28 protein-coding genes are annotated in these 25115 nt (G+C 72.5%); 17 read left to right on the top strand and 11 right to left on the bottom strand.

Annotated features, from left to right (window positions below):
- Positions 1-23 precede the first annotated feature (23 nt).
- The gene (locus tag ACQRWP_RS11055; protein ID WP_430502141.1) at positions 24-503 is read left to right on the top strand and encodes an RrF2 family transcriptional regulator; all 480 of its coding nucleotides are present in this window, start codon (positions 24-26) and stop codon (positions 501-503) included.
- Positions 504-532: 29 nt separating this feature from the next.
- Here ACQRWP_RS11055 and ACQRWP_RS11050 read toward each other — a convergent pair whose 3' ends face one another.
- A complete protein-coding gene (locus ACQRWP_RS11050; RefSeq protein WP_430502140.1) occupies positions 533-2074 on the bottom strand; it encodes an ArnT family glycosyltransferase in 1542 nt (513 codons plus the stop codon).
- A gap of 123 nt (positions 2075-2197) precedes the next feature.
- On the opposite strand from ACQRWP_RS11050, the gene ACQRWP_RS11045 reads away from it, so the two are divergent.
- The 3 genes from ACQRWP_RS11045 to ACQRWP_RS11035 are packed head-to-tail and all read left to right on the top strand — an operon-like array spanning position 2198 to position 4344.
- Entirely contained in the window at positions 2198-3229 is a 1032-nt protein-coding gene (locus ACQRWP_RS11045) for an aldo/keto reductase (protein ID WP_430502139.1), read from the top strand.
- Complete coding sequence (locus ACQRWP_RS11040; protein WP_430502138.1) at positions 3226-3732, top strand: DUF664 domain-containing protein; 507 nt, start codon at positions 3226-3228, stop codon at positions 3730-3732. Before ACQRWP_RS11045 ends, ACQRWP_RS11040 begins: the two co-directional genes overlap by 4 nt.
- A 24-nt stretch (positions 3733-3756) precedes the next feature.
- Positions 3757-4344, top strand: a complete 588-nt coding sequence (locus tag ACQRWP_RS11035; protein WP_430502137.1) for a GNAT family N-acetyltransferase — start codon at positions 3757-3759, stop codon at positions 4342-4344.
- Positions 4345-4353: 9 nt separating this feature from the next.
- Here the strand turns inward: ACQRWP_RS11035 and ACQRWP_RS11030 are convergent, their stop codons facing one another.
- The 6 genes from ACQRWP_RS11030 to ACQRWP_RS11005 all read right to left on the bottom strand — a co-directional run bounded on the left by ACQRWP_RS11030 (position 4354) and on the right by ACQRWP_RS11005 (position 10211).
- The gene (locus tag ACQRWP_RS11030; protein WP_430502136.1) at positions 4354-5637 is read right to left on the bottom strand and encodes an MFS transporter; all 1284 of its coding nucleotides are present in this window, start codon (positions 5635-5637) and stop codon (positions 4354-4356) included.
- 133 nt (positions 5638-5770) lie between these two features.
- A complete protein-coding gene (locus ACQRWP_RS11025; RefSeq protein WP_430502135.1) occupies positions 5771-7039 on the bottom strand; it encodes a hypothetical protein in 1269 nt (422 codons plus the stop codon).
- Positions 7036-7557, bottom strand: a complete 522-nt coding sequence (locus ACQRWP_RS11020) for a SigE family RNA polymerase sigma factor (RefSeq protein WP_430502134.1) — start codon at positions 7555-7557, stop codon at positions 7036-7038. Before ACQRWP_RS11020 ends, ACQRWP_RS11025 begins: the two co-directional genes overlap by 4 nt.
- Before the next feature lie 145 nt (positions 7558-7702).
- Positions 7703-8608, bottom strand: a complete 906-nt coding sequence (locus ACQRWP_RS11015) for a hypothetical protein (RefSeq protein ID WP_430502133.1) — start codon at positions 8606-8608, stop codon at positions 7703-7705.
- Positions 8595-9872, bottom strand: a complete 1278-nt coding sequence (locus ACQRWP_RS11010; RefSeq protein ID WP_430502132.1) for a hypothetical protein — start codon at positions 9870-9872, stop codon at positions 8595-8597. Before ACQRWP_RS11010 ends, ACQRWP_RS11015 begins: the two co-directional genes overlap by 14 nt.
- 93 nt (positions 9873-9965) lie before the next feature.
- Complete coding sequence (locus ACQRWP_RS11005) at positions 9966-10211, bottom strand: flavin reductase (RefSeq protein ID WP_430502131.1); 246 nt, start codon at positions 10209-10211, stop codon at positions 9966-9968.
- A 240-nt stretch (positions 10212-10451) separates the two neighbouring features.
- On the opposite strand from ACQRWP_RS11005, the gene ACQRWP_RS11000 reads away from it, so the two are divergent.
- Positions 10452-11219, top strand: coding sequence for a DUF5753 domain-containing protein (locus tag ACQRWP_RS11000; protein WP_430502130.1), 768 nt, complete (start codon positions 10452-10454; stop codon positions 11217-11219).
- Positions 11210-11401, top strand: a complete 192-nt coding sequence (locus ACQRWP_RS10995; protein WP_430502129.1) for a DUF397 domain-containing protein — start codon at positions 11210-11212, stop codon at positions 11399-11401. Before ACQRWP_RS11000 ends, ACQRWP_RS10995 begins: the two co-directional genes overlap by 10 nt.
- 95 nt (positions 11402-11496) lie before the next feature.
- Here ACQRWP_RS10995 and ACQRWP_RS10990 read toward each other — a convergent pair whose 3' ends face one another.
- Positions 11497-12729 (bottom strand): MFS transporter, encoded by a 1233-nt coding sequence (locus tag ACQRWP_RS10990; RefSeq protein WP_430502128.1) that lies wholly within the window; start codon positions 12727-12729, stop codon positions 11497-11499.
- Between the two features lie 68 nt (positions 12730-12797).
- Between ACQRWP_RS10990 and ACQRWP_RS10985 the strand changes: the two genes are divergently transcribed.
- From ACQRWP_RS10985 to ACQRWP_RS10950, 8 genes are all read left to right on the top strand, one after another.
- Entirely contained in the window at positions 12798-13313 is a 516-nt protein-coding gene (locus ACQRWP_RS10985; RefSeq protein WP_430502127.1) for a MarR family winged helix-turn-helix transcriptional regulator, read from the top strand.
- A 74-nt stretch (positions 13314-13387) separates the two neighbouring features.
- Positions 13388-13903 (top strand): DUF2087 domain-containing protein, encoded by a 516-nt coding sequence (locus ACQRWP_RS10980; RefSeq protein ID WP_430502126.1) that lies wholly within the window; start codon positions 13388-13390, stop codon positions 13901-13903.
- A 52-nt stretch (positions 13904-13955) separates the two neighbouring features.
- Complete coding sequence (locus ACQRWP_RS10975) at positions 13956-14432, top strand: MarR family winged helix-turn-helix transcriptional regulator (protein ID WP_430502125.1); 477 nt, start codon at positions 13956-13958, stop codon at positions 14430-14432.
- 76 nt (positions 14433-14508) lie between these two features.
- Positions 14509-14922 (top strand): DUF6069 family protein, encoded by a 414-nt coding sequence (locus ACQRWP_RS10970; protein ID WP_430502124.1) that lies wholly within the window; start codon positions 14509-14511, stop codon positions 14920-14922.
- Between the two features lie 251 nt (positions 14923-15173).
- Positions 15174-16859 (top strand): ABC-F family ATP-binding cassette domain-containing protein, encoded by a 1686-nt coding sequence (locus ACQRWP_RS10965; protein ID WP_430502123.1) that lies wholly within the window; start codon positions 15174-15176, stop codon positions 16857-16859.
- Positions 16860-16888: 29 nt separating this feature from the next.
- Positions 16889-17383 carry a GNAT family N-acetyltransferase gene (locus ACQRWP_RS10960; RefSeq protein WP_430502122.1) on the top strand — a complete coding sequence of 165 codons (495 nt, stop codon included), beginning with the start codon at positions 16889-16891 and terminating at the stop codon, positions 17381-17383.
- A 102-nt stretch (positions 17384-17485) separates the two neighbouring features.
- Positions 17486-17911 (top strand): Hsp20/alpha crystallin family protein, encoded by a 426-nt coding sequence (locus ACQRWP_RS10955; protein ID WP_430503182.1) that lies wholly within the window; start codon positions 17486-17488, stop codon positions 17909-17911.
- A 71-nt stretch (positions 17912-17982) separates the two neighbouring features.
- Positions 17983-18981 (top strand): tyrosine-type recombinase/integrase, encoded by a 999-nt coding sequence (locus tag ACQRWP_RS10950; RefSeq protein ID WP_430502121.1) that lies wholly within the window; start codon positions 17983-17985, stop codon positions 18979-18981.
- 43 nt (positions 18982-19024) lie between these two features.
- Here the strand turns inward: ACQRWP_RS10950 and ACQRWP_RS10945 are convergent, their stop codons facing one another.
- Positions 19025-19396 carry a VOC family protein gene (locus tag ACQRWP_RS10945; protein WP_430502120.1) on the bottom strand — a complete coding sequence of 124 codons (372 nt, stop codon included), beginning with the start codon at positions 19394-19396 and terminating at the stop codon, positions 19025-19027.
- An 88-nt stretch (positions 19397-19484) separates the two neighbouring features.
- Here ACQRWP_RS10945 and ACQRWP_RS10940 point away from each other — a divergent pair, with 88 nt between their 5' ends.
- On the top strand, positions 19485-20330 hold the full coding sequence (locus ACQRWP_RS10940; RefSeq protein ID WP_430502119.1) for an LLM class flavin-dependent oxidoreductase: 846 nt from the start codon (positions 19485-19487) through the stop codon (positions 20328-20330).
- 7 nt (positions 20331-20337) lie between these two features.
- Here ACQRWP_RS10940 and ACQRWP_RS10935 read toward each other — a convergent pair whose 3' ends face one another.
- Together ACQRWP_RS10935 and ACQRWP_RS10930 are read right to left on the bottom strand one after the other, a co-directional pair.
- Complete coding sequence (locus tag ACQRWP_RS10935; RefSeq protein WP_430502118.1) at positions 20338-21510, bottom strand: PQQ-binding-like beta-propeller repeat protein; 1173 nt, start codon at positions 21508-21510, stop codon at positions 20338-20340.
- Between the two features lie 31 nt (positions 21511-21541).
- Positions 21542-23245, bottom strand: coding sequence for an acyl-CoA dehydrogenase family protein (locus ACQRWP_RS10930; RefSeq protein ID WP_430502117.1), 1704 nt, complete (start codon positions 23243-23245; stop codon positions 21542-21544).
- Between the two features lie 146 nt (positions 23246-23391).
- Here ACQRWP_RS10930 and ACQRWP_RS10925 point away from each other — a divergent pair, with 146 nt between their 5' ends.
- Positions 23392-23850, top strand: coding sequence for a hypothetical protein (locus ACQRWP_RS10925; RefSeq protein ID WP_430502116.1), 459 nt, complete (start codon positions 23392-23394; stop codon positions 23848-23850).
- Between the two features lie 52 nt (positions 23851-23902).
- Positions 23903-25039 carry a low temperature requirement protein A gene (locus tag ACQRWP_RS10920; RefSeq protein ID WP_430502115.1) on the top strand — a complete coding sequence of 379 codons (1137 nt, stop codon included), beginning with the start codon at positions 23903-23905 and terminating at the stop codon, positions 25037-25039.
- Positions 25040-25115: the final 76 nt, after the last annotated feature.

Raw genomic sequence — 25115 nt, 5'->3', positions numbered from 1 at the left:
GTCGGCCCGACTAGGGTGACGTCATGAAGATGTCCGGCGGGGTCGAGTGGGCGCTGCACTGCTGCGTGGTGCTCACGGCCAGTCACACGCCCGTGCCGGCGGCCAAGCTGGCGGAACTGCACGACGTCTCCAGCAGCTACCTCGCCAAGCAGCTCCAGGCGCTGGCCCGCGCCGGCCTGATCCACTCCGTGCAGGGCAAGTCGGGCGGCTACGTGCTGACCCGCGCACCGGAGGGCATCACCCTGCTCGACGTGGTCCGGGCCATCGACGGGCCCGGCCCGACCTTCGTCTGCACGGAGATCCGCCAGCGCGGCCCCTTCGCGACCCCGGCCGACTCCTGCACCACGCCGTGTCCGGTGTCCCGCGCCATGTGGGCGGCCGAGGACGCGTGGCACCAGGCGCTCGCCGCGGTCACGATCGCCGATCTCGCCCGCGACGTCGACGCCACCTCCGGCCCCGAGGCGCTGGTCGGCATCCAGGCCTGGCTTAGCGGCGGAGCCTGACCCGACCCGGCAGAGCCGGGTGAACACGGTCAGCCGGTGTGGCGTACCTCGGAGTCCCAGATCTGCGCCCACGGACGCCGCAGCCCCCGGCACACGTGGATCGGGCCGCCGTTCTCGTCGTTCTCCACCTCGACCCGCTGGTCCACCCGCCCGGCGAGCGTGCACTGCTCGAACCAGGTGTTCAGCTGGTCGGGGCGCTCCCAGCCGACGGCGATGACCACGTCCGCGTCGGCGGGCGGCCGACCGAAGTCGACCATGCTGTTGTGCCCGGAGTACGGCCGGGGCAGACCACGGGCCGGCCCGTAGCGGGCCACCGCACCGGCCTCGCCGTAGTTGCCGGTGAGGACGACCGCCCGCGAACGCTCCTGCGGCGGCAGTCCGCGATGGACAGCGGCGAGAGAGTCGGCGAACTCCGGCCAACCGATCGTCTCGCCGGCGTCGTAGTTGACGTCGACCACGAAACCGGGCAGCCGGTCGGCCGGCAGCACCGGCAGGAGCAGCACGACGTTGGGCAGGAGGAACGGCACCACGCCCAACGCGAGCAACCCCCGACGCCACCAGAGCGACCCGCGTGAGGCCCACGCCACGGTGACCAGCGCGCCGGCGGCGGTGAGGACAAGCAACAGCGGCGCGTCGTAGTAACCCTTGCCGCCGGCGATCAGCACGATGCCGACCACCACCAGCCACGCCCAGCCCACCGCCCGGTAGGCCCGCCAGACCGGCCGGCGCAGCAGCGCGACGAGGCCGGCGATCCAGATCGGTACGGCGTACGGGCTGATGATGACGAAATGGAGGGTGAACGCCTCGAGCCGACCACTGTAGGAGCTGTCGCCGTCGGAGATGGACCCGGCAACACCGAGCTGCGGGAAACCGTTGGTCGCCTGCCAGATCAGGTTCGGCGCGGCCAGCAGCACGGTGATCCCGGCAGCGGCGAGCACCCACCGGTCGCGCAACAGCCGGCGCGGCCCGGCGATGAGCACCCCGGCGACCAGGCCGACGGCCAGCAGCGCAGGCAGCAGCTTGCTGAGCATGCCCACACCGAGCGCCAGCCCGATGCCCAGCGCCCAGCGGCTGTCACCGGTGCGTAGCAACCGCACCGCACACCACGCCGCGACCAACCAGACCAGCAGGTCGACGGTGGTGGTGCTGAGCAGGTGGCCACTGGCGAGCACGATGCCGGAGAGCGCGGCGAGCACCGCCGCGAAGAGCTGCGCGCCCCGCCTGGCGCCCATCTCCCGGGCGATGGCGGCGACCAGCAGCACCGCGCCGCCGGCCAGCACCGCCGACGGGGTACGCAGCACCACCAGGTTGCCCGGCGCGATCGTGTCGAGCAGCCGGGCCAGCGCCGGGACCAGTGGCCCCTGATCGACGTAGCCCCAGTCGAGGTGCCGGCCGGCGAGCAGGAAGTACAGCTCGTCGCGGTGATAGCCGTAACGGCCGGCGAGCAGCAGGAGCGTCACGGTGGTCGCGGCGGCCACCAGCCACGGGCCACGCGTTCGCGCGCCCGGCTCCGGCGGCGGCGTCTGGCTCGGCCACTGAGGTCGGTCGATGTCGATCGCGGGCTCGCTCACCCGCTCATGATGACCGGCGGCGCCGCCGCGCGGGTGCCCGTACGGCGTTCGGCACTGTCCCGAATGCGGATGGTCGGAGACGGGTGCGAAGATCGGCTTTGTCACTCGGACCGAAAGGACGATATGCGCTATCGCACTCTGGGCAGCACCGGAACCGTGGTGTCGACCCTGTGTCTGGGCACGATGACCTTCGGCGCGGAGACCGACGAGGCCGGCAGCTTCGCCCAACTGGACCGGTTCGTCGAGGCCGGTGGCACCTTCATCGACACCGCTGACGTCTACTCCACCGGCGTCTCGGAGGACATCATCGGTCGCTGGCTGCGCGGCCGACCCGAAATGCGTGACCGCCTGGTGATCGCCACCAAGGGGCGGTTCCCGATGGGCCCGGGGGCCAACGACGCCGGCCTGTCCCGGGTGCACCTCACCCGCGCCCTGGACGCCAGCCTGCGCCGACTCGGCGTCGAGGCCATCGACCTGTACCAGGCGCACGCCTGGGATTCGCTGACCCCGCTGCCGGAAACGCTGCGGTTCTTCGACGACGCGGTCAGCGCCGGCAAGATCCGCTACGCGGGGGTCAGCAACTTCACCGGCTGGCAGTTGCAGAAGGCCGCTCTGCTCACCCAGCACCTCAACCTCACCCCGATCGTGACCCTGCAACCGCAGTACAACCTGCTGGCCCGGGAGATCGAGTTCGAGTTGGTGCCGGTCTGCGAGAACGAGGGCATCGGCATCCTGCCGTGGTCACCGCTGGGCGGCGGGTGGCTGACCGGCAAGTACCAGCGCGACAACGCGCCCACCGGCGCGACGCGGCTCGGAGAGAACCCGCAGCGCGGCGTCGAGGCGTACGCGGGTCGCAACGCCGAGGAGCGCACCTGGCGGGTGCTCGACGCGGTCCGCCAGATCGCCGGGGACCGGGGCGTGTCCATGTCGGCGGTGTCACTGGCCTGGCTGGCGGCCCGACCGGCGGTCACCTCGGTGATCCTCGGCGCGCGGACCACCGAGCAGCTCGACGACAACCTCACCGCCGCCGACCTGGTCCTCGACGCCGAGCAGATGCGGCTCCTGAACGAGGCGAGCGCCCCGCTGGTGGGCGACTACCCGTACGGCGGCGCGGGCGTGCGCCAGCGCGCCCGTGACCTGCCGGCCGGGTCATGACCTCGTTCCCCGAGCCCACCAACCCGGCCGACAGCCGCACCGAGGTCTTCCTGCGCTACCTGGACTACTTCCGGGAGTCCGTGGTGGACAAGGTGTCGGCGCTGGCCGAGCCGGAGCTGCGGCGCAGCCGGCTGCCGTCCGGGTGGACCCCGCTGGAGCTGCTCACACACCTGCGCCACGTCGAGCTGCGCTGGATCGAGTGGGGTTTCCAGGGTCGGGACGTCGCCGAGCCGTGGGGCGACCGCCGCGACGACCGCTGGTACGTCGCCCCCGACGAGACCCGCGCGGATCTGGTGGCGGCGCTGCGGGCGCAGGGCGCGCACACCACGGCCGTGGTGACGGCGCACGACCTGGCCGAGATCGGCGCGCCGGGCCCGCGCTGGAGAGGTGCGGACCCGGCGTCGCTGGAGCGGGTGCTCTTCCACCTGGTGCAGGAGTACGCCCGCCACCTGGGCCACCTGGACGTGGTCGCCGAACTCGCGGGCGGCCCGACCGGAGAGTGAGGCCGGCGGCTCGATAATGGGCTGATGCCGCTGCTCGTCGCACCAGCCATGCCCGCCGGGAGCCTCGCCGCCCAGGAACAACCCCACCTTCCGGTACGCCCCGGGCTGGCCCTGCGGCCGTGGCGCGACGACGACGCCCCGGCCGTCCGGGCCGCATTCGGCTGTCCGGCGATCCAGCGATGGCACGTGCGCCGTCTCGACAGTGACGATGAGGCGCGGGCGTGGGCGGCGCAGTGGGCCTGCCGTTGGCACGACGAGACGGCCGCCAGTTGGGCCGTCGTCGACGCCGACGACCGACCGTTGGGTCAGGTCGGGTTGCGCGGCGTGCTGCTGGACGAGGCGTCGGCGCAGCTGTCGTACTGGTTGTTGCCCGCCGCGCGTGGTCGGGGCATCGCCACCGAGGCGCTGGGGGAACTCACCCGGTGGAGTTTCACGCGGGCCGGGTTGCACCGGCTGGCCCTGGAGCACTCGACCGGCAACGCGGCGTCGTGCCGGGTGGCCACGCGGGCCGGCTTTCCGGTGGAGGGTGTGCTCCGGGGGTCGGTTCGCCACACCGACGGCTGGCACGACATGCACCTGCACGCACGGCTGCGCACCGACGGCCCGAACTGATCGCCCGATCTACTCGATGGTCGGGGTGGATGGTGTGGGCGTCGCGTCATCCTCGTCGGCGCGCCGCATCGCCCGTGGCAGTCGCAGCGCGACGACGCCGGTGGCCACCAGTCCGCCGACGCCCGCGACTATCAGGGTCACCGGGGCGGAGGTGGCGTCCAGCAGGACACCACCGGCGAGGTAGGACGTCGCGGCGGCGATCCCGATCGCACCGTACAGATTGCCGAAGACCCTGCCGAGCATGCCCGCTGGCACCGTACGTTGCAGCAGCGTGCTGGAGGCGACGTCCATGGCCGCCAACCCGAACCCACGGACGGCTTGCAGGCCGATCGCGGCGGCGACGGCCCAGGCGAGCCCGGTCAGCAGGTTGCCGACACTGCTGACGGCGAAGCCCGCGATCAGCAGCAGCGGCATCGACGCCCGGGTGCCCCACCTGGACAACATGGCGTAACCGGCCACCAGTCCGACACCGACCGCCCCCAGCAGCAGCCCGACCGCGGATTCACCGACGTGAAAGGTCTTTTGGGCCAGCAGCACCAGCGCCACGTCGTCGACCCCGTTGAAGGCGACCACCGCAGTGAAGCCAAGGAAGATCACCCGCACCGTCGGAACACTCAACAGATAACCGATGCCCGCTCTGGCCTGTCGCAGCAGGGACGGCTGGCGCCCGTCGCCGGTTGCCGCCGGAAGTGAGGGGAGCGTCGCGAGCAGCACGGCCGAGACCAGGAACGTCACGGCGTCGACGAGCAGCACACCACGCAATCCGACCAACGGGAACAGGGCCGCGGCGAGCAGGGGGCCGACCGCCTCTGCCGCGTTGGAGCCGAACCCGAGGGTGGAGTTCGCGGTTTCCAGGTCACGGTCACCGACCAGTGCCGGCACCGCCGCCCGAGACGCCGGTTGGAAGAGCTGCGACGCGGTGGCGCGAACCGCGACAAGAGCCAGCAGCATCGGCAGCGAAGGCATTGTCAGCACGATGACCAGCAGGACCGCAGCTTGGATGAGTTCGCAGACGACCATCAACCGCCGGAGATTGAGCCGATCAGCGAGGGCGCCGGTGAAGGGACCCAACAGGGATGGAGCGAAATCTCCGACAAGGAGCAGAAGCGCGACTGCCAGTCCCTTACCCGTCGTCTCGGCGACGTGGAAGATCAGCGCGACAAGGCTGAGTGAATCGCCCGCGTACGAGACGAGCCTCGCCGAGAAGAGCGCACGGAATGGCCTGTTGCGGCGAAGCAGCTGGGTGGGACGTAACGACGCAGCGTCTGCCGTGGCGGACGCTGCGCCGGACATCTCGAATCTCCTCGCTGAGGGCTGCGGTGAGGCGTCGTGCTGCCGATACCCGGGACGGGCGAACCGGCCTGTGGGTGAAGGTAGCCATCAGAGCGTCGGTGAGCGCGGTATTTACGGTTGTCGGGGAGCTGATTCAGGAAGCGACCGGGACGTTGGTGATGGTCCCGTTGGTGTCGGTGACCCGTACGTCGGTCGCGGTCGCGGGCAGGAGTGCCGCGTTGCGGCCGGCGTCCTGCCACTGGCCGTCGCCGACCCGGTAGCTCAGCGCTGACCCCTCGGCGGCGACGAGAACGCCCTGGTCGTCGGGCAGTCGCAGCCGCACAGGTAGGGGTGCCGACCAGTCCGCGGTCGTGCTGGCCACCGCTTCGAACGGAAGATACTTGCGGGCGAGCAGCGCGATGACGCGGGACGGGTCGTCGTCGTACTGAATGGTTTCCACGAGGAGCCGCCGGCCGCCGGGCGTTGCCCCGTAGACCACCAGGCGGGGAGAGCCGTTGTGCGTGTGCACTCCGACAGGGTCGATGTATTCGACGAGGGCTTCGGTCGGCGTGCCCATTTCTTGGACAGCCGGATCGGCGCCCCAGACCTCCTCGGCGCCAGGCAACGTGTGCCGAAGCACCGGTGATGCCGGCCGATCCTTGTCGTCGGGGAAGAGGATCTCGCGTGTGCCGTCGATGTGAATCATGTTCTGCCGTTCAACGGGAAGCCGGGAGAGCGCGACGGTGAGCTTCGTGTGCTGTGGCGGCACCGACAGCACCGCCGCACCGTCTCGGAACACCACCGGTTCGAACGTCCGCTCCACCTTGCCATCGGGCTTGTAGCGCAGTTGCGGGGAGAACTCCGCCGGTTGCCCGAAGTCCAGCACGAGGAGCACGTCGCGCCGCGGTCCGAGCAGTGCCGCCTGCTCGAGGCCGTCGGTTCCGGTGTCGGTGGCCTGCGTCAGGGTGCGGACGCGCGGCCCGTCGGCGGTGGGTTCGACGAACCCCACCGTCATACCGCGCGCGGTGGCGTGAGCGACGTAGGCGGCCGGGCCGGCAGGCGTACCCCCTGCCCACACGACGTGCGGCTCGCCGCGCGTCCGATTTTCGACCTCCTTGATCCGGCGCTGCCACACCTGGCGGACCTGTCGCAGGTATCCCTGGTCGGCGGCCAGATCGCCGCGAGTGGGCTGGTCGAGCAGCGGTGAGGCGACAGGTGTGTCTCCGGCGTTGCCGGTCAGGTCGAGGACGCCGGCCACGGGCACGGCCACCACGGCCGCGCAGAGGGCCGCCAACACGGCCCGTCGGCGCACCACCCGCCGCCGCCCACCCCGACGCACCTCAGCGAGCAGGCCCGGCGGGCTGACCAGGTCATCCGTCGCGCGGTGCAGGATGCCGCGCACGTCACTGTCGTTCATGGTCATCGCGAACTCCCGGTTCCAGTCATGGGCATGACGAGGTTCGATCCGGCCAGCACCTCTCGTAGCCGAGCCAACCCACGGGAGGCGTGACTCTTCACCGCACCCTCGGAGCAGCCCATCGCCGCCGCGACGTCGGTGACCGGCAGGTCTTCCAGGTAGCGGAGCACGACAGCGGCCCGCTGCCGAGCCGGCAACGCCCGCAGCGCCCCGACGACCAGCTCGCGAACCGCCACCACGTCGGCGTGGTCCCGGGCAACCCAGTCGTGGTCGCCCAGCGACTGTTCCGGACGCCGGGCACGCCACCGCCACCGGTTGATCGACCGATTGACCAGCGCACGTCGCGCGTACGCCTCCGGGCTGCTCTGCACCCGACGCCAGCGCACGTACATCTGCTCCAGCACCTCCTGGAGCAGATCCTCCGCCGCGTGCCGGTCCCCGGTCAGCAGGAAGGCAACCCGCAACAGCACCCCCGACCGTGAGCGAACGAAGTCGTCGAACTCCGCCCCACGCGAATCCCTCATCTGACCTCCCGGCCTCGTCAACCAGCAAGACACCACATCGGCTCGCGAGGTTTACCGGTCCGGCAACTTTGCGCGGGTCAGGCCCGGTGGAGGGTGTGGGCCGGCGATCCGGGGGTGGGGACCGCAGCTGGTGGACGGCCAGCTGTCAGTAGGGGCACCTGCGCCCGTCGCGCAGCATCTGCGCGTACTCGGCGCCGGTGATGCGCAGCCGATCGGTCTTCGTGCCGTCCTTGGCCCGACAATCGTCGAACGGACTGAGGTAGACCCCGGGGTAGGCCGAGTCGTCCGCGCGCCCGGTCACCTCGAACGGTTTGTCGCCGGGTGCCGAGATCACCATTGTCTGGCGTCGTCCGTCGGCGAGGTAGTCCAGCTCCAGTCGCCATCGGCAGTGCTGCTTCGCGCTGAGCGCTCGTACCTGGATGACGTTCTTCTCACCCTTGGGCAGGGTGATCTTGTGGGTGGCGAAGAACGGGGTACCGGCATCCTCGCCATCCGGGTCGTCGACGAGCATGCGGGGATTCGGTCGATCCACGTGTGTCACGAGCACGATCTTCTCGGAGTCGCCCTGGGAGCGGTTGGGCTCCCGGATCCCGGTGAGCGGGGGGCGGCAGGGCTCGACGAGGACGGGCCGCAGGTCGACGGCCTCGCCGGCCTCGTCCCGGGTGCCGACAAGGGTGATCTCCCAGGTGCTCCGTTCGATGTCGACAGCGCCGGCCTCGACGGTCGGATCGTCCGGCCGCTTGGCGTCCAGGCGAGCCAGGTCGGCGCCGGCGGGGTAGACGTAGTCGAGCGCACCCTCCTGCGGGTAGGGAACGTGCTTCACGTCCAGGACGACGACAGGCCCCCGCCCGGCCAACTGCTCGGCCAGCTCGTTCGCGGGCTTCCACTGGTTGATCGCGCCGAGAACGACGGCGCCGAGCCAGGCGGCGACGGCACCGACCACGATCGTCAGCAGCCAGGTGACGGGGCGTTTCCACCAGGCGACGGTTGCCGGCACGGGGGGCGACACCGGGGCCTTACGGCGACGCGGACGCTTGTTACGTGGACTCATGGACCGGAGTCTCCTGCGTATCGATGGACGAGTCGGTGTCGAGGAGCCGACGGGCCAGCAGCACGGGCAGCGCGACGAGCCAACCCCAGGCCGCGCCGAACCGCAGCGAGGAGGTCAATTGCAGGCCCAGGGACTCCCAGGGCGCGCAGCCGGTGGGGGAGTCCGAGACCGCGCAGTCGACGAGGACATCGGACGTCGCGGTCAGCGCGGACGCTGCGATCGTGGCACCCCAACAGACGATGACGAGCCCGAGGCGGTGCCCGGAGTTCGGCAGGCCGGCGAGCAGCGCCCAGAGCAGGAGCCACAGCACCACCAGCAGGGCGAGGGCGAGCACCGACCTGTGCACCCATACGTCCATCGACAGGGGATTCGGATCGATCTCGTGCGTCAGCCGGTACTCCACGTCATCGCGTACGCGGGGCGGCGGGGACAGGGCGGGGCGGGACAGGAACACCCTGAGCAGCGCCAGGAACCCTCTCCCCGAATAGCTGTCCCACACCGCCTGGGTGCCGTTGATCAGCATGAGCACCAGCACCGGAAGGACGCCGGCCAGAGCAAGATTCGCGCTGCGTCCTCGCACGTCGCCGATCAGCGGAACGCGGAGCTCGGTATCGACAACCGCGTCCTGGGCCTCGGCGTCGCCCTCGTCATCAGCCGCGTCCCGGGCCTCGTCGTCACCTTCGCCGGTGTCTTTCCTGAGCCGGTCCAGCAGCAGTATCGCCAGGCTGGTGCAACCCACCAGGGAAGCGTTCGCGCCCGCCAGCAGGCAGCCGAGAAAGAGGGCGTCGGACGTCCAGCCGGTCAGCGTCAGGTGCGCGCTGGCGAGGAGCGTGGAATGGTCCAGTGCCTCGTTGTCGTACCAACCGGTGGGGGCGGTGTGGACGCGGACCACGAGGGTGGCCCACCAGAGCAGGTCCCCGATCGCCGTGGCGGCGAGGGCGGCGGCCGCGCCGACCATCGCCGCGATGAACGGGTGCGTCCGCCGGGTGACCAGGCCGCAGGCCAGGTACGTCGACACCCCGACCAGCAGGATCACGACCCAGCGGATCAGCGGCGTCACCGCGTCCATCATGGGGGCGGTCATGGGGTCGAGGGGGGCGAAGAAGACCACCCCCTTCGCGACGAGGGTCCGGAAGTCGACGGCGGTCCGGGTGACGGTGAACGGCCCCGACATGGAGTTGACCTCGGTGGTGACCCCCACGTACATCAGGATGGCGCCCACCGCGGCGAACACGGCGACGACGATCCTGAATGGTCGGCTCATCTGGCCGGCCTCATCCCGGGGCGGGTCGTCACGCCGTCAGTCTCCCGCATGGCGCTGACTCCTACCGACCCCTGGAGGTGGTTGACGAGCGCCTCAGCGGGTCTCCGCCCAGCCGACGAAACGCGGGGTCAGATCGGGCAGCGCGACGTCCGGGTTGAGCTTGGTGAGATCGGCCGTGGCTTCCTCCTGGATCTTGGCCAGATGGATCAACAGGCCGGACCGGTCCCCGCGGTACTCGCCGAGCAGGCGCAGCTTCGCGGCCGAGCAGGGCCACAGGATGCCGCAGACCGGGCAGCGCCACGACGGGCGCAACGGGGAGTGCTTCGGACGCTCGGGCATCAGCCGACCCCCACGGTTGCGCACCGCCGGACCGGTGTGGACCTGCTGAATTGAATGCTCGCGGCGGCGGTCAACAGGACCATGTCACCGGCTCTGAGAGCATCCCGTATCTCGTTGCGCACAGCTTCTCCCGCTCGTCGCAGCACCGTCTACACCGCACTTTGCCGGGGGTTGCTGGACAAACACACAGCGTTAACTAATCTCTTCGGAGCAGCTGGTTTGTTCCAGGGGAGGGACGGCATGAACCACGCCTTTGTCGCGGCGCTGGCCGCAGCGGGTCATACCGCCGAGAGTCTCGCAGGTCAGCTCGGCGTGCACCCGAAGACCGTCGCCAGGTGGGCGAACCCGGGGCACATTCCCCAGAGCCGACACCGTGCGACCGTGGCGGGGCTGCTGGCAAAGGACGCCGACGCGCTGTGGCCGGACGTGGTCCGTCGCCGTGAGCCGGTGTGGTTCCGGCCGTGGGTCGACCTGGAACGTGAGGCCGTGACGCTGCGGTCGTTCCAGCTCGCGTGGGTGCCCGGGCTGTTGCAGACCGAGGCGTACGCCCGCGCGACCCTGGCCGGTGGGGTGCTGACACCGGAGGCGGTCGCCGAGTTCGCCGAGGCGCGGATCAACCGGCAGGCGATCCTCGGCCGGGGAGCCGGCCCGCTGCTGATCGCCGTGCTGGACGAGGGGGTGCTGAGGCGGCGTGTCGGCGACGACCGCTCGATGATGGCGGTGCAACTCGCGCGCCTGCTCGGGCACGCCGAGGCGGACACCGTGCAACTCCACATCGTCCCGGCGGACGCGCCCAGCTACCCCGGGCTCGACGGACCGTTCACCATCGCCGACATGCCGGACGGGTCACGGGTCGCGCACGTCGACAGCGCGGCACGGGCGCAGATCCTCGATCAAACGTCGGATCTTGTTAGCCTGGAACGACGGTGGGAGCGTATTCGCGGCGAGGCCCTGCCCCGAGGGCGTTCGTTGGACCTTCTCAGAGAAGCGGCAGCATCATGGACATGACCGGTGCGCGGTGGCGGAAGAGCACGAAGAGCGGCGGCAACGGCGGTGACTGTGTCGAGGTTGCCGACAACCTTCCGGGCGTGGTCCTGGTGCGTGACACGAAGGACCGTGACGGCGGCACGCTGAGGTTCAGCCCGCAGTCGTGGCGCGGCTTCGTCGCGATGGCCCGCGACGCCGGCTGACCGACCACTTCGCACAACGGCTCCCCGCCAGCGCCGGGAGCCGTTGTCGTGGGTGGGCCCGGTCGTCGGCCGCCGCGCATCGACGCTCGATCTGATCAACGGACGCCAGCGGGGTCGGCCGGTTGCGGTTGCGGGGTCGCCGGCCAGGTGAGACGGCGTACGCCGGGAACGAGCGCGGTGCCCGCGCAGGAGGCGAGGACCAGCAGCCCCGCGACGGCCAGCGGGACGGGTGCGCCGAACGCGTCGGCGGCCAACGGCGCCAGCGCGTAGCCCAGCGGCATGGCGCCCAGCGACACCAGCCAGTCGTACGAGGTGACCCGGGCCAGGACCTCCGGCGGGAAGTGGTGCTGCACGACGGTTTCCCACACCGGGTTGAGGTAACCGAGGGCGGTCAGCGCCACCGCGTAGGCGGCGATCACCGCGGGGGCGGGCGCGGCGACGGCGAGCAGGAACAGCGGCGCGGCGTAGCAGGCCAGCCCGAGGTTGGCCAGCAGCACCGGCCGGTGCAGCCGAACCCGCCCGGCCAGCAGCGATCCGGTCAGCATCCCGATAGCGCCGGCCTGCAACAGCAGCACCCAGGTCGTCTCGCCGCCCAGGCGGTCGATGGCGACGGCCGGCCCGAGGGTCATCAGCACGGCGGCGGCGCCGTTCCACACCCCGTGCCCGAGCAGACTGGTCCAGAACCAGTCGCGGGCGCGTACCTCGCCGAAGCCGTGCCGCAGGTCGGCGAGGACGGAACGGCGGGGCACCGGCACGTGGCGGACCCGCACCAGGGCGAGCAGCGCGGCGCTGAGCGCGAACGACGCGCCGTCCAGGATGAACGCCCAGCCGGGTCCGGCGGCCCAGACCAGCGCGCCGGCCAGCGCCGGGCCGGCGAGGCGGCTGGTGTTGGCGGTGATCCCCATGAGGGCGTTGGCCCGCTGCCGGTCGGCCGGTTCGACGGTGCCGGCGACCAGCGGGGACGCGGTCGGAATGGCGAACGCCGAGGCGGTGCCGCCGAGCGCGGACGCCACCACCACGGTGGTCAGTGACGGGTCGCCGCCGAGCAACTCCACGCCGACCGCGAGCTGCGTCGCGCAGCGGACCAGGTCGGCCAGGAGGGCGACCCGGCGGGCGTCGAACCGGTCGGCCACCACGCCGCCGAACGGCAGCAGGACCAGTCGGGGGACGACCGCCGCGGCGAGGACGACGGCCAGCGCGCCGGTGGAGCCGGTGGCCCGCAGCACGGCCAGCGCCAGCGCGGCGGGCACCACCGCGTCGCCGAGGGCGGAGATGGTGCGGCCCAGGAACAGCAGCCGGAAGGGTCGGTTGCGCAGAGGGTGAACCATTGCCACAACATACTTCGACATCGAATATTTCGGCAATGAATATTTCGACGTTGAGGTAAGCTGGCACGGTGACCACCACTCCGGACGCCGTCGACCGGCACATCGAGCGCTGGCTGCCCGTGGTGCCCGACCTCGACGCGGACGTCGAGGGGGCGGTGACCAGGATGATCCGACTGACCCGGCATCTGCGGGCAGTCAAGGAGCGGGTCCTGGTCGACCTCGACCTGCCGGCCCACGAGTACGACACCCTGCACGCCCTGGCCGGTCGCGGTGGCCGGGCCGCACCCTCCGACCTCGCCGCGGACCTCACGATGGCCCCCGCCTCGATCACCGCGCGGGTGGACGCGCTGCTGCGGCGGGGCTTCGTACGCCGGATTCCGTCGACAGTCGACCGTCGGCGCGTCGACGTGGAGCTCACCGAGGCGGGCCAGGCCGCGTGGCGCGGGGCGATGGAGGTCCAGGGCGCCGAGGAGCACCGCCTACTCGGCGCGCTCACCGCGACCGAGCGACGACACCTCTCCGACCTGCTGCGCCGGGTGCTGCTCGTCGCCGAGCAGCCGCGGAGCGCGCCGCACACCGACTGAGCAGACGGCAGACCGACTGGGCGGGCTGGAAATCGCGTGGCGGCGCGCGTACCGCTGATGCAAGGGTGACCGGCGTGACTGCGCATGTGCTGGCCGGGGCCCTGGCCGACGACGGACGGCGACGGATCTTCGCGGCGATCGTGCTGGGTGCGACCAGCGCGACCGAGGTCGCCGAGCGGACCGGCCTGCCGGCGCGGGCGGTGATCACCGGGATCCGACGGCTCACCGACGCGGGCCTCGTGACCGGCGCGGACGGCGCGCTCGCGGCCGACGAGGCGTCGCTGCGGGCAACCGCGCGCGACAGCCGCCCGGCCGATGTCGCCGAACCCGGCGTCGACCCGGTGCTGCGGACCTTCCTGCGCGCGGGCGCCCTGGTGGGCCTACCGGCGCAGCGGGGCCGGCGGCGGGTCCTGCTCGCGCACATCGCCGAGCAGTCGTTCGAGCCGGACACCCGCTATCCGGAGCGGGCCGTCGACGACGCGCTCAAGCCGTGGTGCGCCGCCGGCGGGTCGGATCACGCGACGCTGCGCCGGTATCTGATCGACGAGCAGCTGCTCACCCGCGAGCACGGCATCTACCAGCGGCTCTGAACGTCGGCTGCGCGAACCGCCTGGTTGCGGAGGATCTTGCTAGCCTCGGCGCATGACCTCCTGCACGCCCTCCGACGGCCCGCCGGACCTGTTGTTCCTGCTCTCCTGGGCGAGTCACGCGTTGCAGACCGAGCACGCCGCCGGCCTGGCCGAGCTGGGCATCTCGCCGCGGGCGCACTACGTGCTGGCGCAGGCCCGCACCGGTGACCTGACCCAGCGGGAGATCGGCGAGCGGTGTGGTGTGGACAAGACCACGATGGTGGTGACGCTCGACCAGTTGGAACGGGCCGGGTTGGCCGAGCGCCGTCCGGTGCCAACGGACCGGCGCGCCCGACTGGTCGCGGTGACTCCGGCGGGGGAGCAGGTGCTGCGGCAAGCGCAACAGGTGGTCCGGCGCATCCAGGACGACGTGTTGGCAACCCTGCCCGAGCAGGACCGGGAGGTGTTCCTGCGGGCCCTTCTGGGGCTGGTGGGCGGACCACTGGCCAACACCTCCCCGTACGCGCCGGGGGCCCGCTCCGGCTGTTAGTTCCGAGAAAGATAGTTCCGAACAAGACTATCTGTTACGGTCGTACTCGTTCACTTCCCCTGAACGAGGAGCCGTCATGAGTGCTGCCACCGTCACGACCCCCGCCCCCTCACCACTGCGCCGCCGCGCCGTCGGCGTCGCCGCCGCCGTCGTGGCACCCCTGGCCATCTGGGCGATCGGCGCGCTGGCCGGAGTCGACTACACCGTCGAGAGCCCGGGCCAGCCCGCCACTGTCATCGGGGCCGGCGCGATCGTCATGATCGCCCTGGGGGCCGCCCTGCTCGGCTGGGCGGCGCTGGCACTGCTGGAGCGGTTCGCCACCCGGGTCGCTCGACCGGTCTGGATCTCGCTGGCGATCGTCGTGACGGTGCTGTCCTTCGTCCCCGTGCTCAGCGTCGAGGCCACCGGCGCCGCCAAGCTCGCCCTCGGCGCGACGCACGTGGCCGTGGCGGTCGCGTTGATCGCCCTGCTGCCCCGCCCTCGCCGGTAAGCGGCTGGCATTCCCCCCCCCCCCCCGCCCACCTCGTGTCGCGCTGACCACGGGGTGGGCGAAACCCTCGGGATTTGATGCGCCGAGGTTGCTAACATCGCCGTCATGGCACGAGGTATCTGGTCGCAGAAGGTCCGCTCCGCCCGCTGACGGCGGCGCCCTTCCTTCTGCTGAATTCGCGCTCGCCGTCCCGGTTCCCGCCGGGCGGCCGTTAGCTGCTGCCCGGCTCCATCGCGAGCTGCGGAGCACCGTTGAACCTCACCCCGAACCCCGAAACCATGTCCCGGCCCGTCGAGGCCGGCAGCGCGCACGTGCGCGCCACCACCGTCACCGTGACCCGCGGGTCCCGTCGCGTCCTGACCGACGTCTCGGTAACCGTCTCCGCCCGGTCGCGGGTGGCGGTCGTCGGCGAGAACGGCAGCGGCAAGACGACGCTGCTGCACGTCCTCGCCGGGCTGATCACGCCGGACGACGGCACCGTGCAGCGGGCCGGCACGATTGGTCTGGCCCGTCAGGAGCTGCCCGCCCGCGACGGTGAGACGGTCGGCACCCTCGCGTCCGAGGCGCTGGCCGCGTCGCTCGCCGCCCTCGCCGCGCTGGACGAGGCAACCCTCGCGCTGGCCGAGGGTGGTCCGAGCGCCGGGGACCGCTACGCCGCCGCGCTCGACGTGGCCACCCGGCTCGACGCGTGGGACGCCGAACGCCGCGTCGACGTGGCACTGGAGGCCCTCGACGCCTGCACCGACCGCGACCGCCCCCTGGCGACACTGTCGGTGGGGCAGCGCTACCGGGTGCGGCTGGCATGCCTGCTCGGCGCGCGCCACGACGTGCTGCTGCTCGACGAGCCGACCAACCACCTCGACGCCGACGGCCTGGACTTCCTGACCCGCCGGCTTCGCGAGCACGACGGCGGTCTCGCCATCGTCAGCCACGACCGGGCGCTGTTGCGCGACGTCGCGGACCGGTTCCTCGACCTCGACCCCACCCACGACGGAAAGGCGCGGCTCTACGCCGGCGGTTATGACGCCTGGCAGGACGCCCGTCGACGCGAGCGGGAGCACTGGGAGCAGGAGTACGAGCAGCAGCAGGCCGAGCGTCGACGACTCCAGGACGCGGTGTCGAAGGCCCGCGACCGGCTCTCCACCGGCTGGCGGCCGGACAAGGGGACCGGCAAGCACCAACGCCAGTCCCGCGCGCCGGGCGTCGTGCAGGCCCTGAACCGGCAGCAGGACGCGCTCCAGGCACACCGGATCGACGTACCGAAACCACCGCCGACGCTGCGGGTGCCGGACCTCGGCGTACGGCCGGGCGCGCCGCAGGTACGGGCGCAGGGCGTCGCCGTCGACGGGCGGCTCGCCGGTCCGGTCGACCTCACCATCGACGGTGGTGAACGGCTGCTCGTCACCGGGCCCAACGGCGCCGGGAAGTCCACACTGCTCGCGGTGCTCGCCGGAGCGCTCGAACCCACCGACGGGTACGCCTGGACGGCGAGGGAGGCCCGGATCGCCCGGCTCACCCAGGAGACCGCCGGACAGGCCCCCGAACTCACCGCCGACGAGGTGTACGCCCGCCAGGTGGGACGACTGGTGTCGCTTGGGGTGCTACCCGCCGCCGAGACCGTGTCGCTCGGATCGCTCGGGCTGCTGGACTCCGCCGCGACGCGTACGCCCGTCGGGCGGATGTCGCAGGGGCAGCAGCGCCGCCTCGACCTGGCGCTGGTGCTGGCCGGGCGGCCCACGCTGATCCTGCTCGACGAGCCGACCAACCACCTGTCGTCGACGCTGGCCGACGAGCTGACCGCCGCGATCCGCGACACGAGCGCCGCCGTCGTCGTCGCCACCCACGACCGGCAGTTGCTGCGGGACCTGGCCGACTGGCCGCTGCTGTGCATCGGCGAGCCCGCGACACCGGGTACGCGAACCCGCACGACCGGATAAGCCGTTGACGGGGCGGTGATGATCAACAGGTGACCATTACCGCCCGGCCAACCTGGACGACCAGCACCAGCCGGCCCGACCACCCCGACGCGGTGCTCCTGCTGCGTGAGTACATGAGCGAGATGGTGGTTCGCTATCACCGTCGCCCGGCCCTGCCCGGCGAGGTCGACGCGGCCCTGGCCGAGCTGCCCAGCGACGACCTGACCGCGCCGACCGGGCTGCTTCTGCTCGCCCACCACGGCCCCGACCTGGCCGGCTGCGCCGGGCTGCGCTGGCAGCCGGGCTGGGCCGAGCTGACCCGGGTGTTCATCCGCTCCGAGCATCGCGGCGCCGGTGGGGGCACCGCGCTGCTGGCCGCCGTGGAGGAGCAGGCCCGCACGGCCGGGGCGCACCGCATCCGGCTCGACACCCGGCACGATCTGGTCGAGGCCCGCGCCCTGTACGCCCGGCACGGCTACGCCGAGATCCCGGCGTACTCGCAGGGCCCCTACGCCGACCACTGGTTTGAAAAGCGGCTGTCCTGAGCAGTTGACGTCGGCGCGCGGACGCGCTAAATAAAAAGAGGAAGTTGAGTCACCCCGGCTCAACTCATCACCTTCGGCCAGGAGAACCGAGGAGGCATGACGATGTTGATGCGTACCGACCCGTTCCGCGAGATCGACCGGCTCGCCGAGCAGTTCTTCGGTACGGCGGCCCGTCCCGCGACGATGCACCTGGACGCCTACCGCGACGGCGACCACTTCTACGCGGCGTTCGACCTGCCCGGCGTCGATCCGGACACCATCGACTGCACCGTCGAGCGCAACGTGCTCACCGTCCGCGCCGAGCGTCGCCGGCCCGCCGGCGACGGCGTCGAACTGGTCGCCGCCGAACGCCCGATGGGCACCTTCACCCGGCAGTTGTTCCTCGGCGACACGCTCGACACCGACAAGCTGGAGGCCGGGTACGAGAACGGGGTGCTGACGCTGCGCATCCCGGTCGCCGAGCGCGCCAAGCCCCGCCGGGTGACCATCCAGGCCAACGGGGCCGGCCGCCGAGAAATCAACGCCTGATACGACACGGTGACGGGTGGGATCGGCGCGCCTGCACGCCGATCCCACCCGAGGCTGAGAGCCTTTTTCACATGGTGTTCTCCGACGCTCCGGTGCTCGCCCGCCCGTCCGCGCCACCGGCGCTGCCGAGCGGGCCGGTCGAGGTCACCGAGGCGTGGCTGCGCAACCGGCGGCTGTCCGAGCACACCCGCGACGCGTACCGACGTGACGTCACCGGTTGGCTCAACTGGTGCGCCGGCCACGACCTCGACCCGCTGCGGGCCACGTTCCTGCACGTCAACGAGTACGCCCGCGCGCTGGAGAGCAGCGTCGGCGCGCGCAGCGGCCGACCACTGACCCCGGCGACCGTCGCGCGCAGACTCTCGGCGCTGTCCAGTTGGTACGACTTCCTGGTCAAACTGGGCGCTGTGCCGGCCAACCCGGTCTCCGGCGCCGACCGCCCCCGCGTCGACCGGGACCACTCCGCCACCGTCGGGCTCACCCCCGAGGAGGTGGACGCCCTGCTCAGCGCCGCCGACGCGGACACCGGCGCGACCGCCGTACGCAACCGGGCGGCGCTCGCGCTCCTCGCCGACCTGGGTCTGCGGGTCGGGGAGCTGATCTCGCTGGACCTGACCGACCTCGGCACCGAACGCGGCCACCGCAGCGTGCGCTTCGTCGGCAAGGGCGGCAAACAACGTCGCCGCGCCCTCACCCCCGGCACCGGGCACGCGCTGGACGCCTACCTGGCCCAGCGGGCCGCCACCACCGGCGTGCCGGTGCCGCAGCTCACCGGCCCGCTGCTGGTCACCGCCAGCGGCGCCCGACTGGATCGGCACTCGGTGTTCCGGATGGTCCGTCGGCTCGCCCGCGCCGCCGGCATCCCGGCCTGGGCGAAGCTGTCCCCACACTCGCTGCGGCACGCCTTCGCCACCACGGCCCGCTCGGAGGGCGTGCCGTTGGAGGACGTGCAGGACGCCATGGGGCACGCCGACCCGCGCACCACCCGCCGCTACGACCGGGACCGGCACAACCTCGACCGTGACCCGGCCTACGCGGTGTGGGCGGCCCGGTCACGTCGTCGCGGCTGAGCAGCCCGGGCGGCGCTGCCGCGGCTGAGCAGCGCGGGCGGCGTCAGCCCTGCGGACGCGGGCAGATGCAGAACGGCTGCCCGATCGGGTCGAGAAGCACCACCCACCGCTCACCACCGGGCTGGAAGGCCGGCTTCGACGCGCCCGCGGCGACGAACTTCTCCTCCGCCGCCGCCAGGTCGTCGACGTAGAGATCCAGGTGGTAGCGCTTGTCACCGGTCTGGTCCGGCCAGGAGGGCGGTCGGTAGCCCTCGACCAGCCCGAAGCCGATGGAGACGCCACCGGAGCTGATCATCGCGTACTCCGGTTGGCTGTGGGTGACCTCCCAGCCCAGCGCCTCGTGGTAGAACGCGGCGTGGCCGGCGGGATCGGAACTGTCGAGGTTGACCATCGCGAGGTCGGCAGAAGCTGTCACGCCGGCAGTATGCCGCCGAGGTCCGACAACTCCGGCCCCGCGACACTCGCCGCGGCCGAGTGTCGGGCCCCCGCCCTACGGTCGGTGGATGAGACACGGTCTGGAGATCTCCTGCGGCGGGTCCTCGGTCGCGGTGTCCACCCTGGTCGAGCTCGGTGAGCTGGCCGAGCGCGCCGGATGGGACGGCGTGTTCCTGGAGGACTATCTGATCCACTATTCCGGCGACGAGCCGTTCACCTACGACCCATGGCTGGTCCTCGCCGCGATCGCCGGGCGCACCGACCGGGTGCGACTGGGCACCACTGTCACCGCGCTGCCCCGGCGTCGCCCGGCGAAGTTGGCGCGGGAGGTCCTCACCCTCGACCACCTCAGCGCGGGCCGGGCCACCGTGGCGGTCGGTGTCGGCGACCCCGGCGACCGGGGCCTGGCCGCCTTCGGCGAGCAGACCGAGGTGTCCGTGCGGGCCGCGATGCTCGACGAGGGTCTCGACCTGCTGACCGGGCTGCTCAGCGGTGGGCGGGTCAACCACCAGGGCACCCACTACCGCGCCGACGGGGTGTCGCTGCGGCCCGCGCCGGTGCAGTCACCGCGGGTGCCGGTCTGGGTCGGCGGGAGTACCCAGGCCGGGGCGGTGCGCCGCCGGGCCGCCCGCGCCGACGGCATCGTGCCGTACAAGCTCACCGACACCGACGGGTGGTCCGACTTCACCCCCGACGAGGTACACGACCTGGCGAACGCCCTGCCGTCGACGCGCGCCGACGGTCAGCCGTTCGACGTGGCGGTCGGCGGTCGGCGGCGCCGTTCCGACGAGCGCACCGAACGGGCCTACCTCGGTGAGCTGGCCGCCGCCGGCGCCACCTGGTGGCTGGAGTTCGTCCCAGCCGGCGATCCGGGGACGATGCGCGCGGCCGTTGCCCGAGGCCCCCTGCGCTGACCCGGGGTCAGGGGGCGTCGAGGGGCCAGAACGTCACACGGGCCGTGCCGTCGCGGCAGATCAGCCCGGCGCCGACCCGTCGGCAGTCGGTCACACCCGCCGGGAGCACCGCGGACACCCGATGACCGTCGCGTCCCACCGTCGCGACCAGGGAGCGCCTGCCGTCCGCCGCCATTCCCAGCACCACCAAAGGTTCCGTGGCGACCCGTGGGCCCGCCACGGTGCGCCAGCGCGCCCCGGCCGGCCACGTCCACACCCGCACCCCGGTGCCCGCGTCGATCGCCCAGCGTCCCTGCTCGTCCTGCCCGCAGATCAGGCCCTGGCAGGGCCGCAGCGTCAACTCACCCGGCTGCGCCGGCGTCCGCCAGCGCGGTGCCAGCCCGGGTAGGTCGTAGCCGGTCAGCGCCACCGCGCCTCCGCTCGGGTGACGCAGCACCAGGTGCGCCCCGACGACCTGGGGATTGTCCGGGCCGTAGTCGGCCGGCGGAAGCTGTCCCCGCCCACGTTCGGTGCCGTCGCGGGCGTCGAGCAGCCGGGCCAGTCCGTCGTCCTGCACCAGCAGCACCCGCCCGGGCAGGCCGGGCAGCGCCCGCAGCACCGCCGTGGAGGGCAGCGGGACCGACCACCGGGTCGCGCCGGTGGCCGGGTCGACGCCGTGCACCGTGCCCTCGACCCGCCGTCCCGGTTCGGCGGCGCTGCGCACCTCCCTCACCGCAACCGCCGCGTTCCCGGCCGCGTACACCCGCTCGGGTCGCCGCCACAACGGCTGGCCGGTACGCAACGACCTCGCCGTGGTCACCCGTGCTCCGAGCGCCTGGTCGCGCTCGACCAGCAGCAACAGGTCACCGGCGACCTCGGCGGACCACCCGGCGGCGGGCGGCACGGTGACCCGCCACCGCGGCGGGCCGTCCGGCGCGGCCGCGTCGTAGGCGCTCAGCGTCGGCGGGTTCGGGTCGGGGTCGACGACCAGCAGCAGCGGCCCCGCGCCGAGCACTGTCGCCCGGGCGGGCACCGGCGGCCCGACCTGGGGCGTCAGGCGCGCGGCCGGGGCGGCACCGCCGAGTAGGACACAGGCCGCCACCAGCACCGCTACCCGCCACCGGCGGGACACCTGCGGCGGTGGCCGGCGCTCCTCCAGGGGCGCGCCCCGGTCGTCACCCAGCTCGATCAGCACCGACATGGCCGCCCACCCGTCCGCTCGCGCCGGCCGGTCAGCAGAGCAGGTCGAGGTGGTGGTGGGCGTCCTCGGCGATCTCCTCGTGCCGCAGCCAGCGGCGCGCCCACAGCCGGGCGGCCAACTCCGCCTGCTCGTCCCCCCACGCGGCGTGCTCGACGAGCAACGCGGTGGTCAGCGCGTACGCCAGGCGCAACGCCAGACCGCGGGCGCCCGCGAGCACCGCCGACGCCCCCGGGTCGACGGTCACCGCGGTGATGGTCTCCGCCAACTGCGCGGCGACGGCGGCCAGGGTGTCGGCCAGCACCGGCGACAGCGGCCGCGCCAGGTCGACGGCGGCGGCCAGCCGGCTCAGCAGCGGCGCCCCGGCGTCCTCCCGGGTCAGCGCGCGCAGCACGTCCAGGGCCAGCACATTGGTGGTGCCCTCCCAGATCGGCAGCACCTGAGCGTCGCGCAGCAGCCGCGGCACGCCGGTGTCCTCCACGTAGCCGGCCCCGCCGAAGCTCTCCACGTACTCGCTGGCGGAGCTGACGGCGAGCCGTCCGGTGGCCAACTTTGCCAACGGCGCCACGATGCGCAGCTCCGCCGCGGCCTCCGGGTCGGCGCCGACCTCGACCCGCCCGAGCAGGGCGAAAGCGTGCCCGGCGAGGGCGAACGCGCCCGCCGCGTCGACCGCGAGCGTGCCCAGGGTGGCGCGGTGCAGCGGCGAGGACACCAACGGGCCGCCGGCGACGTGCCGCACCTCGGCGTACGCGCGGGCGTAGGCGAGACCCCGTCGCATCCCGCCGGCCGCCGCCGCGGCGTTGTGCACCCGGGTCACCACGACCAGGGTCATCGCCCGGGCCAGACCGGGCACCGCCGGATCACCCAGCGGGAGGGCGTACGCGTCGCGCAGGCCGATCTCGGCGGTGGGCAGCGCCCGGGTGCCGAGCTTGTCCTTGAGCCGGTGCACTGTGACACCCGGTGCGGGTGCGCCCGGCGCCGCGCCGTCGGCCAACGGTGAGTCGACCGCGTACCGGGGCACGAGGAACGGGGCGAGCACCCGGCTGCCCCGCCCGGCGCCCTCCGGCCGGGCCAGCGCCACCGCCATCGCCGCGTCGGCGGCGGAGCAGAACCACTTCTCCCCGGTCAGCCGCCACGAACCGTCCGCCGCGGGTCGGCCGAGCGTGCTGGAACGGCCCAGATCGGAGCCACCCTGCGACTCGGTCATCCACTGCCCGCTGGTGATCGCCGTGGCCGGGTCCGTGGAGATCAGCCGGGGCAGCCACGCGTCGCGGACCGTGGCGTCGACGTCGGGCGTGCTGAGCAACGCCGCCGCCCCGTCGGCCATCGCCACCGGGCAGGAGAACGTCGCCGACTCCGGCCCGTACAGGTGCAGCAGGGCGTGTTGCACGACCCGCGCGGCAGCACCCCAGGTGCCCCGGGCGTCCGGCAGGTAGGGCAGCGCGACCACGGCGTGTCGGGCGGCGGCGGCGCGTTGCGCCTGCCAACCGGCGGAGGTGTCGATGCGGTCGATCCGGGCACCCCACGGGTCGTAGCGGACCAGCATCGGCGGGTGCGCTTCCGCGTCGGCGTGCGCCGCGCGCAGCGGGCCGGTGACGTCGGCGGCCAGGTCCTCGAGACGGCCCTTCGCGGCGGCGTGCCCGCCCGGGCCGAGGTGACGCTCCAGCCAGGACCGCAGCAGGCCATCGCCGGCGTACGGGTCGACGGGGGGTGGTACCGGCTGCACGAAGCGGCTCATCGATCGACTCCTGGCACTGCTCGGGGGTGTGCGCCGACGGTAGACGATGCGGGGCCGCCGCGAACAGGGCACACCCGCCCATCGGGCGCACCCAGTTTCCGGCTTGTCGCCCGTCGGTGCGAGCGTGTTCTCTACGGTCGGTAGTCGTGGGTGCGGGCCAGTCGTGGAGCCGACCGGCCCGGCGTCACCGCCCGATGCGCACCGGGTTGGCGTTCGCCGGGTTCGGTGTGGCGCTGTGCTGCGTGGGGGTGGCCGGGTTGGGCGCCTGGAACCTCCAGACCGTCCGGCAGGCCGCCGGCCCGATCCGGGAGACCGCCGACGGTTTCCTCAGCGAGGTGGCTCTCGGCGACAGCGACCGGGCGTACGAGCGGCTCTGCGAGGACGCGCGCAGCCGGTGGAGCGCGATCGGCTTCACCAGTTGGGTGCGGACGCCGCCGATGGTCACCGACTACGAGATCACCGACGTGTCGGTCGCCACCCGCAGCGGACGACCGCACGGCACGGTGACCGTGAAGGTGACCCGCGACGGCGGGCTCAGCGAGGAACGTCGCCTGCCGGTGGTCCGTGAGGACGGGAACTGGCGGGTGTGCGGTGACCCCTTCTGACCCCCCGGTCGTCCGACCGAAGCGGCCCTGGTTGCTGCGCGAGCGTCGGGGGGTGGAGCCGACCACGTCGACGGAGCTCTTCTTCGACCTGGTCTTCATCTTCACCACCACCCAGTTGGCGCATTACCTGATCGCCCACCCCGACTGGCGTGGCGCCGCGCGTACCGCGCTCGTGCTGGCGCTGGTCTGGTTCGTCTGGATCTACACCGCCTGGGGAACGAATTGGCTGCGACCCGACCAGGCACCGGTGCGGGCGCTGCTGATCGCGCTGATGCTGGGCAGCCTGCTGCTCTCCGCGGCTATCCCCGAGGCCTTCGCCGGCGGCGGGCTGGTCTTCGCGCTGGTCTACCTGGTCGTCCAGGTGGGCCGCACCGTGTTCGCGTTGTGGGCGGTGCGGGGCCAGCCATGGCTGGTCGACGGGTTTCAGAAGGCGCTGCCGTGGTTCGTCGGAACGTCGCTGCTCGTGGTGTTCGGCGCCGTACTCGGTGGAGCCTTCCAGGAGACGCTGTGGGCGGCGGCGATCGTGATCGAGGTGATTGGCCTGTCGACCGGGTTCCCGGTGCCCGGTCTGGGCCGTAGCCCCGCCGAGCAGTGGATGGTGGAGGGCGGGCACCTGGCTGAGCGGTGCCAGGCGTTCATCCTCATCGCCCTGGGCGAGTCGATCCTCGTCACTGGAAGCACACTCGCGCAGCATCTGGACCTGACGATGGTCGGTGCGTTCGTGCTGGCGTTCGCTGGTTCGGTGGCGCTGTGGTGGGTGTACTTCGCCCGGTCGGCCCCGGCGGCAGCGGAGGTCATCGCGCGCGCCGGTGAGCGCACCGGCGCGTTGGGCCGGCTGGCGTTCAACTACCTGCACCCCGTGATGGTCGCCGGGATCATCGTCACGTCGGCGGGCGACGAGCTGCTCCTGCGCGAGCCCGGTGCCCCCGCCACCACGGTCGCCGTGCTGTTCACCCTGGGTGGCCCGGCGCTGTTCCTCGCCGGGCACGCCGGCTACAAGGCGGTGCTGTGGCGGACCCTGCCGACCAGCCGGATCGCGGCGGTGGTGCTTTTGCTGGCCTTGATGCCGGTCGGTGTGGTGCTGGGGGCGCCCGTCGCGGTGTGCGCCGCGGTGGCGTTGGCGGTGACGGTCGCCGTGATCCTGACCGACCGGTTCCGGGTACGGGCCCACGCCCGGCAGGCGTCCTGACCGTCCGGCCGCGTCGGTCGGTTCTAGGACAACGGCACCGTCGGCGGGCCGGCAGGTGGTTAGCGTGGGTCACCGG

Origin of the sequence: Micromonospora trifolii (genome assembly GCF_050516465.1) — a bacterium.
Taxonomy (GTDB): Bacteria; Actinomycetota; Actinomycetes; order Mycobacteriales; family Micromonosporaceae; genus Micromonospora; species Micromonospora trifolii.
The sequence above is the reverse complement of the archived record's forward strand: the minus strand, read 5'-3'. Positions and strand labels throughout refer to the sequence as shown.